Below are 21,587 nucleotides of genomic sequence, written 5' to 3'. Positions count from 1 at the left end.
CCGCCGTTCATACTTGTACCGTAGAGAGAGTTGGAGTGGAAGAGAAAATTGGCGCTGGGCTAATGAGCTCTCTTCCACCTGGCAACGGGGACAGTAATGGATGATCTTGGGGTAGCAGTAGTAATCGAAGACGACGTGGATGTGAGAAACCTTCTCGAAGGTGTCCTGTCCCAGGCGGGTTTCGAGGTCCACACCGCTGCGGACGGAAGGGAAGGCGTTGAAGTAGTGCGCCACCGGCAGGCCAATGTGGTGACGCTTGATATCGGCCTTCCGGACATCGACGGGCTCGAGGTGCTGAGGCGGATCCGCGGTTTCAGTAACGCCTACGTGGTGATGCTGACAGGCCGGACAGACGAGCCGGACCTGCTGTCCGCGTTGAACGCCGGGGCAGATGATTACATTGCCAAGCCTTTCCGGCCGCGTGAGCTCCGCGCAAGGGTTGCTGCGATGCTGCGTAGACCCCGGCCTGACATCGGTCTCGAACAGCCAGCGCCTGCCGCGTGGCCGGCACCGCCGGCTGAACCAGCGCAGCTGGCTGAGACCGGTGTGTTACGCCACAACGGACTCGCATTGAATCCTCGGACCCGCACAGTCCATATGGACGGCGAAAACCTGGGTCTCACCCGCAGTGAGTTTGACCTGCTCCACACGCTGTTGAAGGGATCGGGTGCGGTTTGTACCAGATCCCACCTGGTACGTGCTGTCCGAGGGGACCTCTACGAAGCAGATGCCTATATCAGTGACGCCGACGAGCGGGCTGTGGAGGTCCACATCGGAAACCTTCGCCGCAAGCTGCAGGAAGACCCACAGTCTCCACGGTGGCTACAGACTGTCCGCGGAGTGGGGTACCGGTTGGCGCCGAAGCGGGCCGACCAGCAGATTTAATGGATGTTGGCGGCGGGCCACTAATCGTTCTTGAGGATGTAGCTGGACTGGAGTTCTGAAACCGTCTGGTTGCCGTCTTCGGCAACGCGCTTCATGATGATCTCTCCCTGGCCAAAGTTGCCTTGGCGGATAACACCTTCCAGGAGTTCGGCGAGGCGTGCCAGCCGCAGTCCGCCCACCATGGCTGAAGTGATCTTCAGACTGATGACCGCGTCCAGTGCGGCGTCCATGTCCTGGTTCTGCACGGCCGCTGCCAGTTTTGCACACCGTTGGTCCCACATCGCCGCGTAATCGCGTGCGAAGCGGAGCGCAAGCTCCGATCCGTCCAGCTCTTCCTCCAGTTCGGCGAGGACGCCTGTGTCAACGAGAGGCAAGGTCTCGGGTGTTTCGTGAGTCACCGCAAGGCCGGTGGCAGACCCGGGACCGGCCAGCGTGGCGTCCGGCGGGACACCCTTGCTGGTGGGGCCCGGATCTGAAATGTACATGTTTCAAGGCTACTTCCTGATTTCTCGATGGGGCCTGACTTAAGCCGATCCTGTGGAAACCTTGCGGGTGCTTGAGGAACGGGGTGTCGCAGCTGAATTACTGGCCGCTGAACGTGACAACCGTGTTGATAACAGCAGGACCGAGAATTGCAATGAAGAGCACGGGAAAGATAAAGAAGAGCAGAGGGAAAAGGATCATCACGGGGAGTTTCATGGCCTTTTCCTCGGCGCGCTGACGGCGTTTGACGCGCATGACCTTGGCCTGGATCCGCAGCACCCGGCTGATGGCGATGCCGTACGTATCGGCCTGCACCACCGCCTGGACGAAGCTTCGCAGTTCCGGGATGCTGGTCCGCTCCGCGAGCGCCTGGTAGGACTCACGGCGGCTGCGGCCCACCTGCATGTCCTGCAGCGTGCGGACCAGCTCTTCGGCCAGCGGGCCCTTGCCGTTTTCGCCGGCCCGGGCCATCGCCCCTTCGAAGCCAAGGCCCGCCTCCACAGAGATCAGCATCTGGTCCAGGGTGTTGGCCAGTTCCAGCTGCATGGCCTTCTGCCGCTCCAGGCCTTTGCTGTACAGCATCAGGTCCGGGATGAAGTAGCCGAGGAACAGCAGGAAGATCCCGGCGAGCTTCATGACGGGCGTGGTGCCGACGGCGCTCAGGTAGAGGCCTAGGGATGCGCCCGCTACGCCGAGGGCGATCTTGGCGCCGAGGACCTTTTCCAGTGGCATCGATACCGGCCTGCCGGCAAGTGACAGTAGGCGGTCGAGCTTGCGGACATAGGCAGGGGGAGTCAGGCGATAACCGATCCCGGCCACAATGCCGGCATCCTTCTTCTCGACCGTCTCAGGAGCTCGGTGGCCTCGGGTAAGGATGGCTACGGTGGCGGTCCGAGCCTTCCTGTCAACGGAGAGGATGGACCAGGTCAGGTAACCGATGGGTACGGAAACCAGCAGGAGCGAGGAAAGAATCAGCGGGCTCATCGTTGCCTCAGAACTTCAGATCAATGATCTTGCGCATCCACAGGCTGCCGATCGTCATGAGCACTACGGACGCACCGATCATGGCCCAGCCGAGCGGGTGCGTGAACATCGAATTCATGTAGCCCGGGTTGACTGTCATGAGCATCAGCACAATGCCGAAGGGCATCGCAATGAGAATGTAGGCCGAGAACTTCCCTTCGGCGGCGAGCGACTTGATGTGCCCCTTAATCTCGCTGCGCTCGCGGATGGTTTCGTTCACCTGATCCAGGACCTCCGCCAGGTTGCCGCCTACCTCGCGGTTGATCTGGATGGCCTGCGCGATCCACACGAAATCCTCGTTTCGCATGCGTTCGGAAGTGTCAGTGAGGGACGCCAGCAGATCGCGGCCCAGACTGGTCTCGGTGACGACGCGGCGCATCTCTTCTGACGTTGGGCTTTGTGACTCGGTCGCCGCGGCGTCGATGGCGCGCAGTATGCTGTGTCCTGCGCGAAGCCCGCCGGAAAGCAGTTGCAGGGTGTCACCAAGCTGGGTGTCAAACTTAGCCCGCCGTTTCCCGGCCAGGAATCCAAGTACAAGGTGCCCTGCGAACGGCGCCAGGATAACCAGCAGGACGGAGATGACTGGTAGGCCGATCACCATTCCCACGAGTGCTCCCACAATGGCACCGGCAATGACCAGCACCATGTACTCAGTCTGGCTCAGCCGGAGCCCTGCATTTTCCAGAGCCTCGCGGTTGTAGAGCCGGACGTTCCTGCTTCCAAGGAACCGGCCCAGGCCTCCCACCGTCGCGTCAGCTAGCCGGGTAAGGTTCGACGGCGGATCCGCCTGAAAGGGCCGGCGCCTGTCTACGGCGATCTCGGGGGTATGCGGCAGCACCAGCGCCACACCCACCATGATGGGGGCGAGGAAAAGGAGGGCTGCTCCAATGATGATCAACATGCGGTCCTAAGCCTTTCCGTTGCCGGCTGGGTTCGCGCCAGCCGGGCCCGTCGGAGTGGCGAACACCGACGGCGACACGTGGATTCCGAGGTCCTCAAAACGGTCGATAAAGCGCGGCCGAATGCCAGTTGCCACGGGCTTGCCCAGGAAGCGCCCGTGCTGGTCAACACCGGCGGAATAGTCGAACACAAACGCATCCTGAAGGGTCACAATGTCCCCTTCCATGCCCTGCACCTCAGTCACGTGAGTGATGCGGCGCGAGCCATCGCGCAAGCGCGAGATCTGGACAATGAGGTTCACGGCGGAAGCGATCTGCTCGCGGATGGCGCGCAGCGGCAGATCCATGCCCGCCATGAGGACAAGAGTCTCTAGGCGTGCGACGGCGTCGCGGGGCGAGTTGGAGTGCACAGTGGAAAGTGATCCGTCGTGGCCAGTGTTCATCGCCTGCAGCATGTCCAGGGATTCGCCGCCACGGACCTCGCCCACCACAATGCGGTCAGGGCGCATACGCAGGGAGTTCCGGAGGAGCTCGCGGATGGTCACTTCGCCTTTACCCTCAGTATTGGGCGGGCGGCTTTCCAACCGGACCACATGGTCCTGCTGGATCTGGAGTTCCACGGCGTCCTCGATTGTCACAATCCTCTCGTTTGCCGGGAGGAATGAGGACAGCACGTTCAGGAGCGTTGTTTTGCCGGTGCCCGTTCCGCCGGACACGATGATGTTGAGCTTGGCTTTGACGCACGCGTTCAGCAGTTCTGCCATCTCGGGAGTGAGTGTGCCGAAATCGATGAGGTTGCGGACGGTGAGGGGTACCTTGCTGAACTTACGGATGGTTAACGATGAGCCGCCAACCGCCAGGGGAGGGATCACCGCATTGACACGGGAGCCGTCTTCCAGCCGGGCATCCACCAGGGGAGAGGACTCATCAATGCGCCGGCCCACCTTGGACACGATGCGTTCGATGACCTTGCGCAGGTGCTCCTCGGAGCTGAACCGGGAATCCGCCAGGGTGAGGTGCCCTTTACGCTCCACGTAGATCTGGTCCATCCGGTTGACCATGATTTCGGTAACAGCGGGATCATCCAGCAGCCGCTGAAGCGGGCCGAAGCCAAGAACATCATCGGCTACGTCCTGGACTAACCGTGTTCGCTCTTCAGCGGAGAGCGGCACCTGCTCTGCGTCGATGATCCGCGTGAGCTCATCGCGGGCAGAGGATTTCAGCTCATGCTCCGTGATGGCGGAGTCGTTGAACCGGGCGCCCATGTGTTCAAACAGTGCCGTCGCTGCCCGTTCCTTCAGGGCCGCGAAAACATCGACGGGCTTCTGGGGTTTTGGCTTTGTCTCCTCGGGCTGTGTGTGCGGGGGGACGACAACGGCGGCAGGCGGTGCCGGCGTCGTCCGTTTTTGCGGGGTCTGGTCCGACCACTGCACGCGCTGGGACTGTACCTCCGGCCGCGGGATATCGAGGGTAGGAGCTGAGGCCTTCACGGAAGAAGACTGGGCAGTTGGCCGGGACTTGGCCTGGGCGGCGGTGATGCGCTCTGAAAGTTTCATTAGACAACTACCCTTCGGTGCAGTTTGCGCTGGGATTTTGCCCGCCACGCAGGATTGAAGCGCTCCACGAGTTGGTTGAGCCCTTTGATCGCAGGGTCCTTCACCGGCTCCTGGAGTACCGGGATTCCGCGGTTTGTGGAGAGGGCCACCGCCCTGGAGCGCGGGATGCTCACATCAATCGGCGCCCCGATAGTCGATTCGAGGTCCTGGACGGTAAGGCCATTCTTGGAGTCAGCCATGTTCAACACCACGTGACGGGTCTCGGGAACGATGTCCAGCTGGCGCAGGACCTCAAGGCCTGAACGCAGGCCCCGCACGCTGGGGATGTCCATGCCGCTTACCCAGACCACATCGGTGCACTTTTCCATGGCCGCCAGCCCAATCTCGGGCAGCCCTGGCGCGGTATCCACCACGACATACTGGAACTGCTCTGACAGCTGTTCGATCAGCCGGGTGATTTGGTCGGAGGTGATCTCGTCCGCATCGACGGGCGTGGGGGGAGCGCAAAGGGCATAGATGCTGCCTGGATGCACCGTGAGGAAGGCCTTGAGGACCAGGGAGTCCTGGCTGGCGGCGGGGGAGACCGCGTCCGTGACAGTGTGCTCAGGGTCCAGGTAGAGCCCTGAAGCGACGTCACCGAACTGGAGGTCGAGGTCCACGATGACGACGCTCATGGGGGCGATTTTCCCCAGTCCGATGGCGATGTTGGTGGCGATGGTGGTTTTGCCTACGCCGCCCTTGGGCGAGAAGACGCCGATGACCAGGCCCTTGTTGCTCTCAGCGACCTGCTGGGGTGCGAGGGTGCGGTGGCGGCTGGCGTAGGACTGGCTGGCGCGCTCCAAGAGGACACGCAGCTGGGCGGCGTCCGAATCGGGGGCGGCGATGTCGGTGATGCCTGCCCGCATGGCATGCAGGAGGAATTCGGGTTCGGGTTCGGCGACCACAATCACGGCGAGCTCCGGGAAGCTGACGTTCAGGACAGTAGCGAAACGTAGTGCCTCGTCCAAAGGAACCTCGGGTCCCAGGATCAGGACCTCCGGCTGCTCCTGGTCCAGGCTCGCGAAGAGCTGGTGCGGGTCAGGGGGGAGCGAACTCGTGGCGAAGGTTTGCACGCCGCCGTGTAGGCCGCCAGCCACCGCTTCGCGGATACGGGAGTCGAAGTCGACGTCGGGTGTGATGAGGACGAAGCGGCTCATTTGTAGAGGTCCGACTTCAGCATGATGCGCGGCCCGGTGTCGGTGGCATCAAGGGGTTCCCTGCTGAGCCAAATGGAAGCGTACTCGGCGGCGAAGACGATCTTGTTGGCGTTGATGTCGTCAACCGCAACTGTGACCATCAGCAGTCCGGTGGGTAGGTTCACGTCACGGGGATCGGGCTGCGCTTCACCGGTCGCCGTGGGCGCCGGCTTGGCGGCCGCTCCTTCCGGCGCTCGCTGGACGGCGGTCACAAGAGCCTTGTGGATCGAGAGCTGGACGGTTTCCTTATCGGACTTCGCCTCAACGCCACCACTGGGCATCGAGATGAAGATGCCAACATGGTCGCCGGGCGTCACGCGGCCGCCGACGACGCGCTGCGGCTCCAGCTGGAAGGAGACTTCCTGCAGGCCTGCCGGCACCGGCACAGAGCCGGAAGACTTCAGCTCCTCCGGGGAGACAAGGCGTTCGGCCAGCAACTGCTCGCCGGGGACCAGGTCTGCGGCAGTTACTTTTCCAGCCGCTCCGTCCAGGGTGTTCAGGGCGGTTTTTGCGACGGCGGTGCCCGGCAGTTGCTGGAGGGTGACTGCCGCCTTTAGCGTATCTGCCGAAGAGCCAGCCGGCACGGCCTTGGTGACCACCAGGACGCCTACAGGATCAAGGTTCCGAACGGCCCGCTGGTCCGCGCCCTGGGCGTAGGTGACAACGATCACCGCCCCGACGATGGCCAGCAGGACCGCTATCACTCCTGCCAACAAACGTGATTTCACTGACTGCTCCTGGTTTTTTGAAAAATCATGGTGCTATTCGGTCTAACTGCTAAGCGCGACAACGGTCGCGCCGTCGGGGTTTACTGGCCCCAAGGTATAGCCGTTTGCCAGGGAAACGTATTTGACGAATGTGCCGATGATTCCGCGGCATGGTTCCCGGCATTCTAGACCTGCCGGTACGTCCGGTGTTCTGTTGCGGAAGGTGTAGGGAAGTCCTGTATTGCCAACCTTCCACCCGGCAACCTTGAACGCGGCGAACGTTGTCAGTCCGTAGACAGCGCCGGTTCCGGTTCCGGTGACGGCATTAAAGATGGGCAGCAACACGATTACGTCTTTGCCTGCATTCATGTCTGCCGCCCAGCCATTTAGCGTGGCCTCGCAATTTGGCGGCGCATTGTTACCGGTATCTCCACCGGCCGTGCTCGTTGCGATGTCGATGAACGCCCCGCACTGTCCCGCATCCTGTTTAAGGCCGCCGAAGCCGCCCTCCACCGCGGCGCCCGACGGACCGTAATTGCAGTCGGCGTTCGCGTTTTTCCCGTGCAGTTGGAGGAGCTGCATAACATCCGTGTTGCCGCGCACCTGGCAGATGGAAACTGTGATGGGAAACGGCGTGGTGCCCTTCACCGGGCTACCCCATTTGACGGTTGCCGGGGCGTTGACCTCGGTGGTCTTGAGGCCGAAGACGTGGGCGAAGAACAGGGATACTTGGTTGGGTGTGTGCCCTGCTTCTTGGGAGCCGACCGTGACCGTGACGGTGCGGGCGGTCTTGTCCAGCGCCACGGACTTGATGTTGCTGAGACCGTCATTGGCGTTGCTATTGGCAAGACTCGGCGCCAGGGAGGACGTGGACACGCAGTCCGGATCTGTGGCGCTCTTGGCACACTTTTGTGCGATGGCAAGTGCTGCGGCGTCGGCTCCGTTCCGCAACTGCGTGCGTTCCGAGTAGAGCATGCTCACGTCCACAGCCATTGCTCCGAAGCCCAGAAACGCGACCAGCATCAGGGCGACGATTACACTAACGGCGCCGCGCTCGCCGTCGTGCTTTCTGCGTGTCAGCCGCCGCATAACATGGCCCCTTTGCCCGTCATGGCGAACGGGCCTGCAATGCCTGTCATGGTGGATAGGTTGTATGTGATGGTGATAGTCATCTGGGCGTTGGGGGTGCATTTCGTGCTGCCGAAAATGATGTTGGCGTCGGTCAACGCAGGGTTCAGGGACACCGCCGCGTTCTTGGCCGCAGTGCGGGCTGCCGTTTCGCTGCTGGAGATGGCCATGACCCGGACCCCTTCACGGGCGGCAGCTGAGAGTGATGCCTGCGCGTTGTACGCCCGACTGAATTCCATAATGCCCAAGAGGAGCATGACAAGGACGGGCGCCAGGATCGCGAACTCGACGGCGGCCGCCCCGCGTTCGTTGTTCTGCATTCGGTGCACCTTTTGGTTGACTGGTTCTTCGCGTCGGCGCAGTTGGAAACACGTTGGGCGGTGCAGGTACGCCTCCTGCACCGCACAACAGCTGGACAGTGTTAGGCCGCCAGGTCTTGCATGCGGGCCGTGCCTTAGAGCTTGGCAGTCACATCTGTAAACAGCGTGTTGAGCTGGCCGCCCAAGGTGCTCACAGCGACGATGATGACGACGGCGATGAGGCCGACCATGATGCCGTATTCGACAGCTGTTGCGCCCTTTTCGTCGTGGAGGCGGCTCTTGAGGTTGAAGCCGATGGTCTGAAGGGTGGCTATGAGAGAAAGCATTATGAACTCCTGAGCGAGTGGGTTTGGCTGGCCCTGCACCAGCTCTAAGACGAAGCTAGCAAGGCTTGACGCGGTGTTGACCGAGTCTTGCAAGATCCTGCGCAAAGGCTTTTCAACGTATTCCTTTCCTGCGCATTTACTTGGAAAACCCTGCGAAACTGGAAAAGCCTGCAGGCCTCGAAGGCGAAGCCGGCCCCAAGTATGGCTGCTTCGAAGGGAATGGGCTCCCCGAGGAATCAAGATGCCCGCGCAGCTCAACCACTTCGATCGGGCCGGCGACAGGGATATCGCGCAGGCGTTGGGGGCGGCGGCAATGAACGCGGGTGCTGATCACGCCGCAGTCGGGGCAACCCTGTGGGAAGTCCGCGGCGACCGTGACAACACGGATGCCGGCGGCGTCGTCATTGATGGCGGAAAGCACCTGGTAATCGGGCAGATTGAAGATTGTCGTGGCCGCATCCGGGCACGACTGGCTAGGCTGGATCTAGGCTCGTGGTTCCTGACTGATGATGAATGCTTAGACACATCCATCCCAGCAGGGTCACGGGTCCCTACTTTGCTAGGACACGAACCCCGGGTTCACCACCAACCGTGAAGCCAGGGAAGGGAACGGCATCAAACCATACCGGCCAGAGAGCGACCGCGGTTGCCCGTTTTTGATTCGTCTTTGCCGCCCACAACAATTTCGGCGCTCCTACGGCAGCGTGCTGTAGTACTGGGCGCTGCCGATTTGTTCGGCCCGATAGTGGTCTCTTACCCATTCGACGATTCTTGCGGACTCCCCGCGCCCCTCAAGGGTCAGCGGGGGCAGGTCCTGAATGACTATTGAGGCCACCTGCTGGCCGGCGACCATACGCTGAAACTGCTCCAAGGTCGGGAAGGGATCAGTGCCGTCAAAACCGCCCAGCGGCAGCACCGAGCGTTTGCTCGCCAGCTGATAGTTGGCCGCTGTCTCCGAGCCCACCATGGCCGCCGCCCATGTGCTACTGGCTGGAGTGGAACGGAGCCGCGAAACGATGCCGGATTCCGGTAGATTGCCGAACATCACCGCCACAAAACTGGGCGGCACATTGGAACCCATCTGCTGACGGTCGGGATGGTCCGTGCGGAGGCCGAGAATACTGGGACCAGCCACGACGCCTGCACCCTCGTGGGGACTCAGAACTGTATTAACGGACCAGACGAAAGGACCGGCCATTAGCGCCACAGCCAAAAGTCCCCTTGGCACGTTCCGGAGTGCTGGAAACGGAGGTGGGACCGCCAGAACGGCGATGGCGACTGACCAGACCAACAATGCCGCCAAGGGACCAAGGGGGAAATCAGCGGTTGAGCGACTCGCCGAGACAAAGGCCAGAACCATGGTCGCCAGGAGCGTTCCAGCGAGCACCCCACGTATGTTTCGCCGATGACGAAGCCGGTACAAGTGCAACAGACCGGTCGCTGCGAGGCAGGATAGCGGCGGTACAGCAGTTAGAGAGTAATAAGGATGGACAATCCCGGACATGAAGGCCAGCACAGTTGAGGAGCAGAGAAACCACACACTACAAAGACTGAGGAACGCGCGATACCGCCTGCTACCGCTTTGCCGTGTGATGTGCCAGATCGCAAGGCACAGGCCTGCTACAGCCAGAGGCAGGAACCATCCGAATTGGCCAGAGAATTGCGGTTGCAGGAAACGCTGAAATCCTGGATCCAGTTTTTCCGCCAGGCTCGCTGTGCTGGGAGACATCGTCCGACTGGCGTCCTCACCGCTAAGGCGGTCCAGGCCGTTGTAGCCCAAGCTCAATTCCACGGCGCTGTTAAAACGGGATCCTCCGACGAAGGGCCGGTTGGCAGCCGGGACCAATTGGACCAGGACAAACCACCAACCGCCCGTAATCGCGGCTGCTACAAGGGCTGTGGCGAGATGCAGAACGCGCTTTAATAATGGCGCCGCGGCAAACATGAGATAGGCCGCAGCAACGGCAGGCAGTACCAGTGCTATTTGCAGCTGCTTGGTCAGCAGAGCAGCGCCCGTGAGCGCACCGGCCAAAATCAGCCACCGAACCCTGTTGCGGCGGATGGACTCCAACGCAGCATAGGCTATGCCGATCATCAGCAGGGTAAGCAACGCATCCGGATTGTTATAGCGGAACATCACCACTGCAACCGGCGTTACGGCGAAAAACGTCGCTGCGAGAAGCCCCGCGGCGCTACCGATATAAGTGCGGACCATGCGGTAAAGCAGGTAGACACTGGCAACGCCCATCAGCGCCTGTGGCACCAAGATGCTCCAGGGACTCAGACCAAAGGCCCCGACGGAAGCCGACATTACCCAGAGGCTCAGCGGAGGCTTGTCGACACTAATGGCGTTGCCTGGATCGGAGGACGAAAAGAAGAATGCTGTCCAATCCTGCGAGCCTGCCATGGCTGCTGCAGAATAATAGGAGTTAGCCCATCCATTTCGATCAAGGCCCCAAAGATAGAGGAGACCGGTCAGGGCTAAGAGTACCCATAACATCTGGTTTTCCCTCCGCCGGGGCGGGGACTGCGGGCGCGGCGTAGCGGGGAGGGCGGGCGTCTGAAGTACTTCTGATGGAACCTCAGGGGGGGTGATCGGGCTCGGGGCGGAGGGCTTCAAGCTACCCGAGCCGTTTTAAGGCTTGAGGTCATCAGACGGGCAGCTCCGTCGGCTCTGCGAACACGGAATACCCAGACGCGCAGCAGGACGAAGCGCATTAGTGTCGCGAGGATATTGGCGCCTGTCAGAGTCACAAGCTCCATAGTAGATGACGAATTCGGTGTAGCAGCATGCAATACCAAGAGTGATGATGATGTGATTGACCAGGCCATTGTGAAGACAACAAGCCCCTGGAACTGCTGCGTGAAGAGCCTATCCGGGCCGTTGATGCCGAACGTGAAACGGCGATTAGCGGCTGTATTTCCGATCGCCGTCAGGAGGAGGGCTAGAAAATTGGCCTCCTGTGCCCCAAAAGGCTCCTGAAACAGCACAAAGAGCAAAGCGAATGCCAATGTTGATACGGCCCCGACCACCCCGAACCGAATAACCTGACCAAAAAAGCTGGGGCGCCACTGCGGAACTATCGGGCGCCGCCCGAGCTCTGCATAAATTGCTTGGACGGGAATCACACCCTTCACCAAGGAGCCAGCAACGCGGACCAGTCCGCGAATGTCGTCGATTGCAGTCTGCTTGATGTCCACCCGACTGTCCGGGTCGTCCACCCAGTCCACGGGAATCTCGTGAATTCGTAGGCCGGACCGCTCCGCAATGATTAGGAGTTCGGTGTCAAAGAACCAGCCGTTGTCTTCGACGTGGGGAAGGAGCGTTTTGGCGACGTCGGCACGGATGGCCTTGAAACCGCACTGAGCGTCGGAGAAACGCACCTGCATGGTTCGTTTTAGCAGAAAGTTGTATGAGCGCGAAATGAATTCGCGCTTCGGGCCTCGGCTCACGCGGGAGCTCTGGCCAAGCCTCGTGCCGATGGAGATATCGGAATGGCCGGACAGCAGCGGTGCCACCAACGGCGGCAGGGCCGCGAGATCAGTGGAGAGGTCCACATCCAAATACGCCAGGACCGTGGCCTTGGAGGAACTCCAAGCATCCCGAAGGGCCCATCCGCGTCCCTTAACCTCGAGGCGCCGATAAGCAACGTTTGGCATACGGTCGGCAAGGTTGGCAGCAATAATGGGTGTTCTGTCAGTGCTGGCGTTGTCAGCGATGGTAATCTGCCACGTCATTGACATTTCAAGTTGTAAGTAACTTGCGAGCTCGATGATGCTCTTTTCGAGTACCGATTCCTCATTGAAAACCGGTACAACAATTTCAAGCGCCAGGCCCCCGTGGCTAAGTTTCATGCTATGTATGCTATAGGCGCGCAGGGAGGACTTGTGGGCAGAATGTCGAAACTTGGGGAATACTGATGAACTACTTGGCGAATCCTTGATCTCTTGGCTTGCCGCACTGCCGGGTCTCGGTGTCGCGACGGCAGTACTCATGCTGCCCGGGCTACTCTTGGGCTGGGCGCTGGGGCTTCGGCGCATATGGATGGTGTCACTTGCGCCCGTACTGACGGCATCACTTGTTGCCGTGTCCACTCTTGTCTGTTGGTGGTTGCATATCGACTGGCAGATCGGCGTCTTTGCCGTGGCCGTGGTATTACTTGTCGGAGCCGTTCTAGTCCTGCTCCGGACAGCGGCCAGGCTATGGCCGAAAAGCTTTGGATGGCCCCCGGCCGAACAAAGCGCTGGCACGGCGTACTGGTTTGCCTTAGTGGCTAGCGGGGTCCTTCTGACCTTGCGCTATGTCCAGATCGTTGAGCGTCCCGGCAACATCAATCAGGGCATTGACGTGCCATTCCACCTGAATCTGGTCCAGCAGATCATAGATTCGGGCGACGGATCGCCCTTCTCGGTGAGAGGACTGATGGGCGAATCGACCGGGTTTTACCCTCAGATCTGGCACGCGCTTGCCGCTTTGGTGGCTGAGGCGACCCGGCTACCGGTGGTTGAAGCGGCGAACGCCCTCAATTTTGCGATAGTAGCTGCCGCTTGGCCCCTGGGCGTGCTTCTTTTGGTCCATGTGGTAGTTGGGCCCAAGATCGTTGCCCTGTTGTCTGCCGGGGTCGCCAGTGCGGGTTTCTTCGCCTTCCCTTTCACAGTCATGCAGAGCCAAAAGAGTGACTTCGGACCGCTATTTCCCTACATGCTTGCGGTGACGTTTTTGGCTCCGCTACTTATGGTTTTGGCGACGATATTTAAGTTTGGCAAGACAACGCCCGTGCCTTGGCCGCTAGGGCTGACCACGCTGGTTGTCGGTCTGTCAGGACTCGTATGCACGCATATGTCGGCGCTTGTGGCCCTCGTTGGACTTTCATCGGCTTTCGCCGCCATGGCTGCCGCGCGTTCGTTCCGGCAGCTCAAACAGCAACGGTCCGATCCCTTTGGATACCTGCAATGGATCGCATTTTGGATTAGCGTATTTGCCTTTGGCCTGGTGGTTTGGGTAGTTGTGCGACCTTGGACCACCACCTGGGATCCGATTGACTCGTTACCGGCGGCTGTGGGGAGCGTGCTCCTGGCAGCACCTACGCACGGGGACGTGGACTGGGGCCTGGCGGTGCTTACCCTGCTCGGAACCGCTCTTCTGATCGGGCGGCCAACCGAACGGTGGTTTTTGGCCTCGTACGGAGGTGCAGTTATGTTGTACCTGGTGGCGGCATCGGTTCCGGAGCCACTCGCTAGACAGATTATTATTGGCGCCTGGTATGGTGACCCACCTCGCCTTGCGGCCCTTCTGCCAATGTTCTGGACCGTCTTTGTCGGTGCAGCGGCCATCTGGATCTTTGAGGGTATTGCCCCCCGCTACCGCATCAAATGGCTCGTTCCCGTTGGCATCGCAGCGATCGCGACATCCGCCATCATCTGGCCAACGAATTCGCAAACGGCGCCGGGCCGGGAACATACGTACTCTTTAACTGGGGACTCGCCGCTGCTGAGCCCCAATGAACTTGACCTGTTGAAGCGGCTCAGCGCAGAGGTACCGGAGGGTGCTGTGATGGCCAACAATCCTTGGGATGGTAGTTCCACGGCCTATGCCATTGCGGATCGCCGGGTACTATTCCCGCACGCGTACACGGGTTCGAATGCAGACCGTTTACTTCTGGCCAAGATGCTGAATCAAGCCACGCCGGGATCTGAGGCCTGCGCGGCTGCGAAACGGGAGAACATTCAATTTCTCCTCGACTTTGGCGACCACTTCATTGATCCCCTACGCAAGGAAGTCAATGATTTTCCGGGCATTAAAGTTCCCGACAATTCGCCGGCGTTCGTCAAAATGGACCAGCAAGGCTCCGCGGTGCTGTATAGATTCGTGGGTTGCGACCTGTAGCCTCGATTTCTCACGAAACTGGGCTTTCTCAGCTTGTATCTCTTAAGTACCCCTGTTGGGTTGGGGTGGTGTTGTTTACGAAAACGGACCCCCTCGGTTCTGGGTTCCGAGGGGGTCCGGTATTTGGGGCGCCGAGTGGCGCGAGGGCAGGGCTTAGGGAAGTCCGAGGGCGGTTTTCAGAGTTGTGGTCATGCCCTCGTAGTGGAGGTTAAGGGCCTGTCCAAAGGCTGTAACTCCAAAGACAAGGGCCAGTGCCAAGAACGAGAGTAAGATCCCGTACTCGGTTGCAGTGGCCCCATGTTGGTCGCGACGGAGAGCTGTGAGAGCTTCCGCGGCTTGCTCGACGAGGTTGGTGAGTTGATGGAACATTGTTCCCCCTATTTGAAAGCGGCCATGATCTGGAGCACAGCCGGCCCCAGCAAGACAATGAACAGAGTTGGCAGGATGAAGAAGATCAAGGGGAACAGCATCTTGACTGGCATCTTCATGGCGTGTTCTTCAGCGCGTTGCCGCCGCTTGATCCTCATATCTTTGGCTTGGGCCTTGAGAACGCCGGCAATCGCAATACCGTATGTGTCTGCCTGGACCACTGCTCTGATAAAGCTGCGGACATCAGGAACGTCTACCCGGTCGGACAAGGATAGATATGCTTCCTTGCGGGACCGTCCGACCTGGATGTCTTGGAGTGTTCTGATCAATTCGTCGGCAAGCGGGCCCCGGCCGTTCTCGCCTGCACGTCCCATTGCCGTCTCGAAACCGAGGCCGGCCTGCACTGAGATAAGCATCTGGTCAAGGGCATTAGGCAGTTCGAGCCTGATTTCTTCACGGCGTTTTTGTGCCATGTTGCGTATTAGGATGTCCGGGACGAAGTAGCACAGGGCAGCGATTCCAAGGAGGAGCACGAACCTGGCACTGGATGGTTCTCCTATCAGGATGAGGAGACCCAAGATGGCTCCTCCGAATGCCAGCATTGGTTTGACCATGATGACGCGTGCCAATGGCCATTGCTTGGGCCGCCCCGCACCGGCCAGTTGTTTGTCCAGCCACGCCTCGTAGCTGTGAGGGGTCAAACGACGCGACAATGCAGCGATATGCTCATTGACGTTCACTGCCTGGGGCGCTTGACCGCGGCGCAAGCCCAGATTCGTCTGGATATTCCGCAGGCCGGCGCGGTCTCCCGTGAAGGTCAGCCAGATCATGCCGGATATTGGCAGGACGATGGCCAAGATTGCTGCTGATGCGATGGGTTGCATCTCTTCTGCCCCCTAGTACTTTGGCTTAATGATTCGACTGAGCCAGAGCCCGCCAACTGACAGAAGCAGCACGGCGGCACCCAGCATCGCAAAACCGATGACGGTCGTCGTAAAGACCTTGGCGTAGAGGGGGTTGAAGAGCACTAATCCGATGAACATGCAGATCGGCAATGCCATCAGGACCAAAGCCGAGACCCGCCCCTCTGCGCTCAGTGCCCGCACTTGGCCTCTTACCTGGTTCCTATCGCGGATCGTTTCGCCCACGTGGTCAAGGACTTCGGCCAGGTCGCCACCCACTTCACGGTGGATCTCAATTGCCTGTGCAATCCAATAGAAGTCCTCGCTGGCAGTTCGCCGCGAGACATCGGCCAGCGATTCCCCCAAGTCCCGTCCGATTCTGGTCTCATTTACAACTCTGCTCAGCTCCTCGGACATCGGGGCTTCACTTTCCTGGGCGGCGGCATCTATGGCCCGCAACAGGCTATGACCGGCACGGAGGCCTCCGGAAAACATCTGAAGGGTGTCCGGAACCTGCTCGTCAAACTTCCTGCGACGCCGGCCGATCAGAACGTTGACGGCCAGGTACAGCAGGAAGGGGGACAGCAGCGAGGACAGGATGCCGATGCCAACGCCGCCGAGAAAAAACCCCAGCACCGTCGCCACGAGAGTGATTGCCCCAGCCATCAGCAGATAGTCTCCCGGCTCCTTATTGAGCCCAGCCTGCTCCAACCTTTCTCGGCTGAAGAAGCCGGCGGGGCGGCTCTTAAGGCCACGGTTGAGGGCCCCCACGGCCTGATTCGTCAACCTCGTCAGACTGGAGGAATTCTGCACAGCGTCAGGACGTCTGCGCGAGAGAGGAACCCCAGCCCTGCCCCTAAATACAACGCCGAAAAGTAGGACAAGGGACAGATAGACCAATAGGAGACCACCAATGAACAGGGATACAGGCATGTCGGTGGCCATGGCTACCTGCCCCTTACTGACTGGGCCCCGAAGACGTGGGGCGAAATCTTGATGCCGAGTTCTACGAAACGGTCCGTGAACCGCGGCCTCACGCCTGTCGGGACAGGTTTGCCAAGGAATCGACCGTTGGAGTCCACGCCCGCCGAATAATCGAAAATGAAGGCATCTTGGAGGGTGACAATATCGCCTTCCATGCCCTGAACCTCGGTGATGTGGGTGACCCTGCGAGTTCCATCTCGGAGCCTTGAAATATGGACGATGAGATTGACGGCGGAGGCCACCTGTTCCCGAACAGCCCGCAGTGGGATGTCCATGCCGGCCATCAGCACCAGCGTCTCGAGACGCGCAATGGCATCCCTGGGGGAGTTGGCGTGGACGGTGGACAGCGATCCATCATGGCCGGTGTTCATTGCTTGCAACATGTCCAGGCACTCGCCTCCGCGGACTTCGCCGACAACAATCCGGTCGGGCCGCATGCGGAGTGAGTTCCTCACGAGGTCCCGGATAGCTACTTCGCCCTTGCCCTCGATATTTGGCGGACGGCTCTCCAACCGGACAACGTGGTCCTGCTGCAACTGGAGTTCAACGGCGTCCTCAATGGTCACGATGCGGTCTGAATCCGGGATAAATGAGGAGAGTGCGTTGAGCAACGTCGTCTTGCCGGTGCCGGTCCCTCCCGAAACGATGATGTTCATCCGTGCCAGGACACATGCCTGAAGAAGCTCAGCCATCTCTGGCGACAGACTGCCGTAAGCGATGAGCTTCTGGACAGTCAACGCGTCCCTGCCGAACTTTCGAATCGTGAGGGCGGGGCCGTTGACTGCCAAGGGCGGAATGATCGCATTGACGCGGGACCCATCGGCCAGACGGGCGTCCACGAGCGGCGAGGATTCGTCGATCCGCCGGCCGACCTTTGACACGATCCTTTCGATCACGCGCCGCAACGCGTCATCGGAAGCGAACTTAGTGTCTGTCATGGTCAGCTTGCCATCTCGCTCAACATAAACCTGGTCGTAACGGTTGACCATAACCTCGGTCACTGTCGGATCGTCCAGGAACCGCTGAATTGGGCCGTGACCAAGGACGTCGTCGATGATCTCGCGGATCAACCTCTGGCGCTCGGTCGCTGTCAACGGCACCTGTTCCTCGTCGACGACGATTTTCAGTTCGTCCTTGACATACTGATGGAGTTCAGCTTCCTCGAGTGAAGAGTCAGTAATTCGGGCGCCGAGGCGCTCGTATAGTGCCTGGCTGGCGCGTTCCTTCAGGGCGCCAAGCGCCCCACTGGCAGCAGCTGCCGTCGGGGTGAGTTCCACCACGTCCGCGGCATGGGCGGTCTCAGCGGTCTTAGCCTCATGGATTCGCCCAAGTGTCGCGGGCTCGGCTGCGGCCGACGCCGTGAATGGGTTTGGCGGTATGGCCTCGATGGCGGCCGGGCTGGCCTCCGTGCCACGTACTTTTTCGAGTCTGCGTGCGAGGTTCACTGGACGACCGCCCTTCGGTGCAGTTTCTTATGAGGTCTGGCTTCCCAATTGGGCTTGAATCGATCGACCAGCTGTCGGAGTCCCTTGGTTGCAGGGTCTCGGCTGTTGTCTTGGAGCAGGGGAACGCCCTTGTTCGTGGAAAACGGAAGGGTCCTGGACCGCGGAAGCACCACGTCAATTGGCGCGCCTATCGTTGCTTCGACGTCCTGCAGAGTCAGACCAGTTCGACGGTCTGCCATATTTAGAACCACGTGCCGGCGCTCAGGCAAAAGGTTCAGTTCCGCTAGGATGTGACTTCCAGTCCGCAGACCCCTGATGCTGGGAATATCCATGCCGCAGATCCATACGGCATCCGACGCCAGGTCCAAGGTTGCGAGGACATGTTCGCCCAACCCCGGGGCGGTGTCGACCACGACGTACTGGAATTCCTGCCGCAGTTGCTTGAGCAAGTGGCTGACGTTTTCACCGCTGATTCGGTCCATTTCCACTGGGTTCCGCGGCGCGCAGAGCGCATAGATTCCTGCTGGATGCACGCTGAGATAGGTCTTGAGGACCATGGAATCCTGACTGGCGGCGCCAACCACGGCATCGGTGATGGTGTGTTCAGGCTCCAGCATGAGGCCACTCGCAACATCGCCAAATTGGAGGTCCAAGTCAACAATCACTACGCCCATCGGGGCGAATTGACCCAGGCCAACTGCGATGTTCGTCGCCACAGTGGTCTTGCCTACGCCACCCTTCGGGGAGATGACGGCAATGATACGTCCGCCTTCGGCATGCTCATGGTGTTCGGAACTGCTTGGCGCGAGGCCTCGCCGACGACCGGCTGCTGCCAGGCTGGCCCGTTCCACAATGATCCGAATGCGATCAGTTTCGGCGGCCGGGTCCAAAAGGTCCCGGATGCCGGCGCGCATCGCCTGGATTGCGATATCGGACGACTCGCCTGCAACGAGGATCATGCTGATCTCCGGGTACTGAAGGTCCATGACGGAGGCAAATTTCAGTGCGTCATCCTCAGGCAGTCCCGGCCCTAGGATAAAGACTTCAGGCGGTTCCCCGAGGAGCTGCTTGAGGACTTCCTCTGGACCCGAGGGGAGATAGTCGGCTTGGAAAAACTGCAGGGACCCTTGCATCCCGGCGGTAGCCATTCGTACGCGGCGTTCGAAATCGGAGTTCGGTGTGATGAGAACAAACCGGCTCATCGGAATACCTTCGTATTGTCCACTGGCCCGGCAGTTCCTTCGATTGCGCCGGCCGGTTCCTTGGATAGATAGATTTTGCCGAATTCGATTGCGTAAACCAGGCGTTCAGCGTCGACAGAGTTTCTGGCGAGAGTAATCAGGTAGGTGCCGTCCGTCTGGTTGTTATTAGCGGAATTCAGCGAGCCCTGTGATTGTCCTTGTTGTGCGGAGTCCGGCTGCGCTGGACTGCCGTTGCTGAACTGAGCCGCAGTAACCAGAACTTTGTGGAAGGTCAGCTGCGTCGCTTCGGACTTTGCCGCCGCATCTCCCGATGCCGACTGTAGCGAGATGAAAATGCCTACGGTGTCACCGGCATTGATCTTTCCGCCGGCCACGCGCTCTATGGGAAGCTTCAGGGAGATCTCCTGCATTCCGTCTGGCACTGCGATCCTCGAAGGGCCGAGGAAGGCGCTGGCGTCCACCAGTCGGCTGGAAAGTAGCTGTTCGCCGGGGACCAGTGAAACGGCGGTCACCTTCGAACCAAACTCAGCAAGGTCCGTAACAGTTCCCTCAGTGAGAGTCGATTTTTGGATGGGTCTCTTGGTGACAGAATCGCTCAGTCCGCTAACCGGAGTCCCGGCGGGAATGGCCTTTTGAACAACATAGACCTCTGAGGTCTCCGTGCCGGCCATTGCCCGTTGATCCGCACTTTGTACATAGGTGATGAGAAGGACTGTGCCGAGTATTGCAACAACTAATGCGGCGATGCCTCCCAGTAGGCGTGTTTTCAATGTTTTCCCCTTTGCTACTTATTACTTGGTCAAACCGAGGATGGTGACGTTGCCGTTTTGAGTGGTCGAGCCTCCCGTGAAGAGGCTCGGATCCGCGGCGAAACCCTTGAAGGTGCCGTAAAGTCCCTTCTCACTACCGCTGAATATGTTGGTCGGGTCATATTTCGCCTGACCGGACAAATTCCATGCCTGGAGATCGAAGCCCGCCCACTTCTCGATGAAATACTGGACGTTGCTACCGGAACACGTTCCGAATGTCGCTGTGGACATTCCATTGCAGGTGTACTTATAGACTGGAATCGCCACTGTGGAGTTCGCCAGCGAGGGGTTGAGCGCTGGATTGAAGAGGTCCAGGCAGCCAGTGGGGACGCTGGCGCCCGAACTGGTGTAGCTCCATTGGTCTACCGTCGCCGTGACGGTGCAGCCCGTGTTGCCGTCCGGCATGAGCCAAGCAAATCCGCCGGGAATGATCTGGTTCGAAGGGTTCAACCCATTGCAATCCCTGGCACCACCTTGAACCAGGATCTTGTGGGGCATCCCGTCGTCCTGGAACTCGCAGGGTGCGAACGTCAGGGGGAGAATCGAGACGCCTTTTGTCGGGTATAGCCATTTGGCTGTCGCCGTCGCACCCACTTTGGCGGGGGGCGAGTTCAGGACGTTCGCAAACATCTTTGTGAGGAACCCGGCATTTGTGGTGCCGTCCTTCGTTGATGTGGTGACTGTCACCTGGCCGGCCACAGATAAATCTACGGACTCCACCGTCGACTTCCCGTCGTTGGAATTACTATTCGCAAGAGAAGCGGCCACGGCGTTTGCATTTGCCTGGGTGCATCCGCCGGATTCCGAGCAGAGATCAGCTCCGGCGAGTGCTCCGGCGTCAGCGGCGTTCTGGAGTTGCGCCCGTTCGGCATAAATCTGACCAACATCCACAGCCATTGCACCCGCGCCGATGAGCACGAGCATCATCACGGCCACCATGACGCCGGCGGCACCTCGTTCACGTGACTCAGTACGGGTGACTATCCGCCGCATCTCATGGCTCCTACTCCTGTAAGGGTTACGGAACTTCCAAACAGCCCGGTCAATGTTGCCGACGTGTAGGAAATGGTCACTTTCGCCGTGGCATTGGGTGTGCAGGCAGTCGGGTTGAACGTATAGACAAAGGCGCCTGTATTCAGGCCCGGTGCGCCGGCGACGGCGGCCGCTTTTGCATCAGTCTGGCTGTTCTTGACGGCCATGGTCCGGGCCGCCTCACGCGCCGCTTGTGTCACCGAGATCTGTGCGTTATATGCATTCGCGAATTCGACGATTCCGGTCAGGACGGCCAGCAGCAACGGTGCAACTAAGGCAAACTCGACGGCGACAGCGCCACGGCTTTTGTTGTCCTTATGTTTATTACATGTCTTCTTCAACGGATCCCCCGAGGGCGGCTGGAAGCTTGGTGGTGTGCCGCGCAATTAGGCGCG

At 60.0% G+C, this 21,587-nt stretch carries 21 protein-coding genes; 2 read left to right on the top strand and 19 right to left on the bottom strand.

Annotation, left to right across the window (positions count from 1 at the left end; genetic code table 11):
- Nucleotides 1-96: 96 nt before the first annotated feature.
- A complete protein-coding gene (locus QK290_RS04185) occupies nt 97-885 on the top strand; it encodes a response regulator transcription factor (RefSeq protein ID WP_282329465.1) in 789 nt (262 codons plus the stop codon).
- A gap of 20 nt (nt 886-905) precedes the next feature.
- Here the strand turns inward: QK290_RS04185 and QK290_RS04180 are convergent, their stop codons facing one another.
- The 11 genes from QK290_RS04180 to QK290_RS04130 all read right to left on the bottom strand — a co-directional run bounded on the left by QK290_RS04180 (nt 906) and on the right by QK290_RS04130 (nt 12,417).
- Nucleotides 906-1,370, bottom strand: a complete 465-nt coding sequence (locus tag QK290_RS04180; RefSeq protein WP_282329464.1) for an Hpt domain-containing protein — start codon at nt 1,368-1,370, stop codon at nt 906-908.
- Nucleotides 1,371-1,467: 97 nt separating this feature from the next.
- Nucleotides 1,468-2,352 carry a type II secretion system F family protein gene (locus QK290_RS04175; RefSeq protein WP_282329463.1) on the bottom strand — a complete coding sequence of 295 codons (885 nt, stop codon included), beginning with the start codon at nt 2,350-2,352 and terminating at the stop codon, nt 1,468-1,470.
- Nucleotides 2,353-2,359: 7 nt separating this feature from the next.
- Nucleotides 2,360-3,292, bottom strand: a complete 933-nt coding sequence (locus QK290_RS04170) for a type II secretion system F family protein (RefSeq protein ID WP_282329462.1) — start codon at nt 3,290-3,292, stop codon at nt 2,360-2,362.
- A 6-nt stretch (nt 3,293-3,298) separates the two neighbouring features.
- Nucleotides 3,299-4,846, bottom strand: a complete 1,548-nt coding sequence (locus QK290_RS04165) for a CpaF family protein (RefSeq protein ID WP_282329461.1) — start codon at nt 4,844-4,846, stop codon at nt 3,299-3,301.
- Nucleotides 4,846-6,042 carry an AAA family ATPase gene (locus QK290_RS04160; protein ID WP_282329460.1) on the bottom strand — a complete coding sequence of 399 codons (1,197 nt, stop codon included), beginning with the start codon at nt 6,040-6,042 and terminating at the stop codon, nt 4,846-4,848. Before QK290_RS04160 ends, QK290_RS04165 begins: the two co-directional genes overlap by 1 nt.
- Nucleotides 6,039-6,809, bottom strand: a complete 771-nt coding sequence (locus QK290_RS04155; RefSeq protein ID WP_282329459.1) for an RcpC/CpaB family pilus assembly protein — start codon at nt 6,807-6,809, stop codon at nt 6,039-6,041. Before QK290_RS04155 ends, QK290_RS04160 begins: the two co-directional genes overlap by 4 nt.
- A 42-nt stretch (nt 6,810-6,851) precedes the next feature.
- Nucleotides 6,852-7,877, bottom strand: coding sequence for a pilus assembly protein TadG-related protein (locus tag QK290_RS04150; RefSeq protein WP_282329458.1), 1,026 nt, complete (start codon nt 7,875-7,877; stop codon nt 6,852-6,854).
- Nucleotides 7,865-8,236, bottom strand: a complete 372-nt coding sequence (locus QK290_RS04145) for a TadE/TadG family type IV pilus assembly protein (protein WP_282329457.1) — start codon at nt 8,234-8,236, stop codon at nt 7,865-7,867. The genes QK290_RS04150 and QK290_RS04145 overlap by 13 nt, the downstream gene beginning before the upstream one ends.
- A gap of 134 nt (nt 8,237-8,370) precedes the next feature.
- Nucleotides 8,371-8,562 carry a Flp family type IVb pilin gene (locus QK290_RS04140; protein ID WP_282329456.1) on the bottom strand — a complete coding sequence of 64 codons (192 nt, stop codon included), beginning with the start codon at nt 8,560-8,562 and terminating at the stop codon, nt 8,371-8,373.
- 694 nt (nt 8,563-9,256) lie between these two features.
- On the bottom strand, nt 9,257-11,062 hold the full coding sequence (locus QK290_RS04135) for a glycosyltransferase family 39 protein (RefSeq protein WP_282329455.1): 1,806 nt from the start codon (nt 11,060-11,062) through the stop codon (nt 9,257-9,259).
- A gap of 116 nt (nt 11,063-11,178) precedes the next feature.
- Nucleotides 11,179-12,417 carry a bifunctional glycosyltransferase family 2/GtrA family protein gene (locus QK290_RS04130; protein WP_282329454.1) on the bottom strand — a complete coding sequence of 413 codons (1,239 nt, stop codon included), beginning with the start codon at nt 12,415-12,417 and terminating at the stop codon, nt 11,179-11,181.
- Nucleotides 12,418-12,469: 52 nt separating this feature from the next.
- Between QK290_RS04130 and QK290_RS04125 the strand changes: the two genes are divergently transcribed.
- Nucleotides 12,470-14,449 carry a DUF6541 family protein gene (locus tag QK290_RS04125; protein ID WP_282329453.1) on the top strand — a complete coding sequence of 660 codons (1,980 nt, stop codon included), beginning with the start codon at nt 12,470-12,472 and terminating at the stop codon, nt 14,447-14,449.
- A gap of 153 nt (nt 14,450-14,602) precedes the next feature.
- Here QK290_RS04125 and QK290_RS04120 read toward each other — a convergent pair whose 3' ends face one another.
- The 8 genes from QK290_RS04120 to QK290_RS04085 are packed head-to-tail and all read right to left on the bottom strand — an operon-like array spanning nt 14,603 to nt 21,533.
- Nucleotides 14,603-14,818 (bottom strand): Flp family type IVb pilin, encoded by a 216-nt coding sequence (locus QK290_RS04120; protein ID WP_282329452.1) that lies wholly within the window; start codon nt 14,816-14,818, stop codon nt 14,603-14,605.
- A gap of 8 nt (nt 14,819-14,826) precedes the next feature.
- Nucleotides 14,827-15,702 carry a type II secretion system F family protein gene (locus tag QK290_RS04115; RefSeq protein WP_282329451.1) on the bottom strand — a complete coding sequence of 292 codons (876 nt, stop codon included), beginning with the start codon at nt 15,700-15,702 and terminating at the stop codon, nt 14,827-14,829.
- A gap of 12 nt (nt 15,703-15,714) precedes the next feature.
- Complete coding sequence (locus QK290_RS04110; RefSeq protein WP_282329450.1) at nt 15,715-16,665, bottom strand: type II secretion system F family protein; 951 nt, start codon at nt 16,663-16,665, stop codon at nt 15,715-15,717.
- Between the two features lie 2 nt (nt 16,666-16,667).
- Entirely contained in the window at nt 16,668-18,149 is a 1,482-nt protein-coding gene (locus tag QK290_RS04105; RefSeq protein ID WP_282329449.1) for a CpaF family protein, read from the bottom strand.
- Complete coding sequence (locus tag QK290_RS04100; RefSeq protein WP_282329448.1) at nt 18,146-19,351, bottom strand: AAA family ATPase; 1,206 nt, start codon at nt 19,349-19,351, stop codon at nt 18,146-18,148. The genes QK290_RS04105 and QK290_RS04100 overlap by 4 nt, the downstream gene beginning before the upstream one ends.
- The gene (locus QK290_RS04095) at nt 19,348-20,121 is read right to left on the bottom strand and encodes an RcpC/CpaB family pilus assembly protein (protein ID WP_282329447.1); all 774 of its coding nucleotides are present in this window, start codon (nt 20,119-20,121) and stop codon (nt 19,348-19,350) included. The genes QK290_RS04100 and QK290_RS04095 overlap by 4 nt, the downstream gene beginning before the upstream one ends.
- Before the next feature lie 21 nt (nt 20,122-20,142).
- The gene (locus tag QK290_RS04090) at nt 20,143-21,153 is read right to left on the bottom strand and encodes a pilus assembly protein TadG-related protein (RefSeq protein WP_282329446.1); all 1,011 of its coding nucleotides are present in this window, start codon (nt 21,151-21,153) and stop codon (nt 20,143-20,145) included.
- On the bottom strand, nt 21,141-21,533 hold the full coding sequence (locus tag QK290_RS04085; protein ID WP_282329445.1) for a TadE family protein: 393 nt from the start codon (nt 21,531-21,533) through the stop codon (nt 21,141-21,143). The genes QK290_RS04090 and QK290_RS04085 overlap by 13 nt, the downstream gene beginning before the upstream one ends.
- Nucleotides 21,534-21,587: the final 54 nt, after the last annotated feature.

The organism is Pseudarthrobacter sp. AL07 (genome assembly GCF_029960665.1).
Classification (GTDB): Bacteria; Actinomycetota; Actinomycetes; order Actinomycetales; family Micrococcaceae; genus Arthrobacter.
The sequence above is the reverse complement of the archived record's forward strand: the minus strand, read 5'-3'. Positions and strand labels throughout refer to the sequence as shown.

Coding starts and splice junctions, on each gene's coding strand:
- QK290_RS04140 (WP_282329456.1), bottom strand. CDS start 8,562: ATGCTTTCTCTCATAGCCACCCTTCAGACCATCGGCTTCAACCTCAAG.
- QK290_RS04115 (WP_282329451.1), bottom strand. CDS start 15,702: ATGCAACCCATCGCATCAGCAGCAATCTTGGCCATCGTCCTGCCAATA.
- QK290_RS04145 (WP_282329457.1), bottom strand. CDS start 8,236: ATGCAGAACAACGAACGCGGGGCGGCCGCCGTCGAGTTCGCGATCCTG.
- QK290_RS04150 (WP_282329458.1), bottom strand. CDS start 7,877: ATGCGGCGGCTGACACGCAGAAAGCACGACGGCGAGCGCGGCGCCGTT.
- QK290_RS04130 (WP_282329454.1), bottom strand. CDS start 12,417: ATGAAACTTAGCCACGGGGGCCTGGCGCTTGAAATTGTTGTACCGGTT.
- QK290_RS04170 (WP_282329462.1), bottom strand. CDS start 3,292: ATGTTGATCATCATTGGAGCAGCCCTCCTTTTCCTCGCCCCCATCATG.
- QK290_RS04185 (WP_282329465.1), top strand. CDS start 97: ATGGATGATCTTGGGGTAGCAGTAGTAATCGAAGACGACGTGGATGTG.
- QK290_RS04135 (WP_282329455.1), bottom strand. CDS start 11,062: ATGTTATGGGTACTCTTAGCCCTGACCGGTCTCCTCTATCTTTGGGGC.
- QK290_RS04100 (WP_282329448.1), bottom strand. CDS start 19,351: ATGAGCCGGTTTGTTCTCATCACACCGAACTCCGATTTCGAACGCCGC.
- QK290_RS04160 (WP_282329460.1), bottom strand. CDS start 6,042: ATGAGCCGCTTCGTCCTCATCACACCCGACGTCGACTTCGACTCCCGT.
- QK290_RS04175 (WP_282329463.1), bottom strand. CDS start 2,352: ATGAGCCCGCTGATTCTTTCCTCGCTCCTGCTGGTTTCCGTACCCATC.
- QK290_RS04090 (WP_282329446.1), bottom strand. CDS start 21,153: ATGCGGCGGATAGTCACCCGTACTGAGTCACGTGAACGAGGTGCCGCC.
- QK290_RS04120 (WP_282329452.1), bottom strand. CDS start 14,818: ATGTTCCATCAACTCACCAACCTCGTCGAGCAAGCCGCGGAAGCTCTC.
- QK290_RS04110 (WP_282329450.1), bottom strand. CDS start 16,665: ATGGCCACCGACATGCCTGTATCCCTGTTCATTGGTGGTCTCCTATTG.
- QK290_RS04165 (WP_282329461.1), bottom strand. CDS start 4,846: ATGAAACTTTCAGAGCGCATCACCGCCGCCCAGGCCAAGTCCCGGCCA.
- QK290_RS04180 (WP_282329464.1), bottom strand. CDS start 1,370: ATGTACATTTCAGATCCGGGCCCCACCAGCAAGGGTGTCCCGCCGGAC.